The sequence below is a fragment of the Arsenophonus sp. ENCA genome (assembly GCF_002287155.1).
Taxonomy (GTDB): domain Bacteria; phylum Pseudomonadota; class Gammaproteobacteria; order Enterobacterales; family Enterobacteriaceae; genus Arsenophonus; species Arsenophonus nilaparvatae.
Genome location: NZ_NHNG01000685.1, coordinates 1 through 2,820, shown reverse-complemented (window position 1 = coordinate 2,820; position 2,820 = coordinate 1). Strand labels below are relative to the sequence as shown.

The 2,820-nt window shown below is 39.8% G+C and carries 2 protein-coding genes and 3 pseudogenes; 1 reads left to right on the top strand and 4 read right to left on the bottom strand.

Annotated features, from left to right (window positions below; genetic code table 11):
* Positions 1–212 (top strand): annotated as a pseudogene (locus CBG25_RS18105) (hypothetical protein); the annotation flags it as partial.
* 13 nt (positions 213–225) lie between these two features.
* Here CBG25_RS18105 and CBG25_RS18100 read toward each other — a convergent pair.
* The 4 genes and pseudogenes from CBG25_RS18100 to CBG25_RS18085 form a co-directional block, all read right to left on the bottom strand.
* Positions 226–979 (bottom strand): annotated as a pseudogene (locus CBG25_RS18100) (SLC13 family permease); the annotation flags it as partial.
* A gap of 95 nt (positions 980–1,074) precedes the next feature.
* Positions 1,075–1,739: pseudogene (locus CBG25_RS18095) on the bottom strand (sugar phosphatase).
* A gap of 117 nt (positions 1,740–1,856) precedes the next feature.
* Positions 1,857–2,180 (bottom strand): transposase family protein, encoded by a 324-nt coding sequence (locus CBG25_RS18090; RefSeq protein WP_290608404.1) that lies wholly within the window; start codon positions 2,178–2,180, stop codon positions 1,857–1,859.
* A 37-nt stretch (positions 2,181–2,217) separates the two neighbouring features.
* The coding region (locus CBG25_RS18085; protein ID WP_290603686.1) for an integrase core domain-containing protein at positions 2,218–2,820 on the bottom strand (603 nt) is incomplete at its 5' end.

Here is a 2,820-nt window from a genome sequence, read left to right as displayed (position 1 = left end):
ATCGAGAAGTTAAACAAAATTGTGGTATTGAACGCTGTCAGGCTCGCACGAGCCGAGCGCAAAGAAATCATATTTTTCTCGCTATTTCTGCGTGGTTTGAACAACATAAACGTCGTATATCTGAAAAAATAACCCTTTATCAACAAAATTGGGACGTAATCAAAAATGCTATTGCTGAGCACATCCGTGTTTTATTAGCGTACCCAAATTAGTTTTGTGCGAAACTCGTGGATGTAACTCATCGAGTGAGTAGCCTATCAAGGGGGAACCTGGACAAATGGCTAAACAACGAGCTCGACCTGTTAGCTTATAATCACGAATAAAGTCGTGAAATTTGCGCCGATGAGGAGCAGGACCCCACTGCAATTTCGCGGTTACCTAACCTACGAAGAACCAGCCACATATAAATAATTGCTAGCAACAGCACCGCAATTCCAATCGGCGTAATGGCAAAAAATTTGAATCCGGCATAACCTTCTCTAACCAGTTCACTATTAACTATCATATTTGGTGGGGTCGCTACTAACGTCATCATACCACTGATAAGTCCAGCAAAGCCTAATGGCATCATCAAACGTCCTGGTGGGATTTTTATCTGTTTAGCAACATTAAGAACAACGGGAATGAAGATGGCAACAATGCCGGTTGAACTCATAAAAGCGCCTAAACCTGCGACTGTGATCATCAAAAAAACCAGCATCTTATTTTCATTATTACCGGCTGCACCAACTAACCAGTCGCCAACTTGATAGGCAATACCAGTACGGACTAATCCCTCACTAAAAACAAAAAGTGCCGCAATTAGCAGCACATTGGGATCACTAAAGCCGATTGTAGCTTGTTTAAGCGTCAGAGTTCCACTCAACACTAAAGCCACAATGACTAATAATGCGACAACATCCATACGGATCTTATTAGTCATAAAAAGAGTGACGACTATTAGCAGTAAAATTAATACCCATACCAGCTGGCTATTCAAAATGACCTCAAATTAAGTCTATTCATCTATTCATAGTGCTCATTTGCCATAAGTAGTGCAAATTTGCCGGCCTAATTTATGAAACTGACATATTTTTATCGCTGAGTCACCGTAACAATGCCTTGGTTATCTGGTTTTGAAATATTTAATTCAGTAAATGATTTGATAATTAATGAAATTTCTTTTCGCCGTGGCATATCTGCTGGCGCATGAACAGCGATAACCTGGCAACCCGCATCTAAAGCAGAATAGATCCCTGCCTGCGCATTTTCAACCGCAATACAGGCTTCAGGCGGTAAGTTTAGTAGTTGTGCACCAAGCAAAAAAGGATCTGGCTGCGGTTTACCGTGTTCAACTCGTTCAATCGTGACCCAGTGTTTCGGTTCCGGCAAACCTGCGCTTTACTACGATTAAAAGCAATTGGAACTGTGCCAGAAGTCACTATTGCCCATGGAATAGCAAATGTATTGAGTTGTTCTAATAAAGCAATTGCACCAGGTAGTGCTGCAATACCCGAAGTATTGTCTGCTTCTAGGTTTTCCAGCCAATAAAAAATTTCATCAATTTCAATTTCTGAGGCATTTGGCATAAAATGACGGATAGAACTGATTGCCGGTTTGCCATGAATATAGTGCAACACATCGCTTTCTGATACACCAATTCGACGGCTAAATTCTCGCCAGCAATGTTCAACATTAGGTAACGAATCAACCAGCGTGCCATCCAAATCAAATAAAAATCCCTTACATTTTAATACCATTGATGCTCCTTAGATAAGTCATGCATTAATGATTTGATTAATTTCTACTGCACAAAGATGATACTAAGCGTGTTGCTTAATAGTGAAATAAGGGTGTTTCGGTGATTGAAGTAAATTTTACGCTGTTCTGAGATGGAAATTCCAAAGACCTGCGCTAAGGAGTAAGAAGGTATCATCAATAAAGGGTCTACGATTCCGTAAAATTTGGGTCATGCAACCGAGGCGCTTGATACCCGCGATGGCGTGTTCAACTGTAATACGGATGCCCGAGATTATTTTATTTTCTTGTTTTTGTTCAGGCGATAAAGGTCTTTTTCGAGTTCCTTTTTTTGGGATTTGTGTATTAGGATGCTGTTTATCTATACCTTGAAAACCGGTATCTGCCCAGATGGTTACCTCAGGAGGAATATGGCGAATTATATGTAGTAGCTCAGACTTGATCTGACAGTTACCGGTTATTTATACAGTATCTGTCAGGCTAAATTTGATTTAAATCTTTTTCTCTCCAAATTTGTTTTCCATCGTGTAAAGTTGCTATGGGTGTTCGACCGCAACACATTTTTCCTTGATGAGTACGCTGGTTATTGTATTCCTCTAACCATTTATCTAAATCAGTTTGTAATTCCTCTAAATTACCGTAGATTTTCTTACGAAAAACTACCTGGTAGAACTCTTGTAATACGGTTTTATGAAAACGTTCACAAATTCCATTAGTTTGAGGCGAGCGTGCCTTAGTTTTTGTGTGATCAATATCGTTGATAGCCAGATAAAGTTGATAATCGTGATGCTCAACTTTACCACAATATTCACTACCTCTGTCCGTCAGTATACGTAATATCGGTAATCCATGTTGGGCATAAAAAGGCAGAACCTTGTCATTTAATAAATCCGCAGCAGTTATCGAACTTTTCGTTGTGTAAAGTTTACAATGAACGACTTTGCAGTAAGTATCAATATAAGTTTGTTGGTAGATACGACCAACACCTTTTAAATGACCAACATAAAAAGTGTCCTGCGACCCCAGGTAACCCGGATGTGCTGTTTCAATCTCACCACTGGCTTCATCATCCTGTGCTTTCTT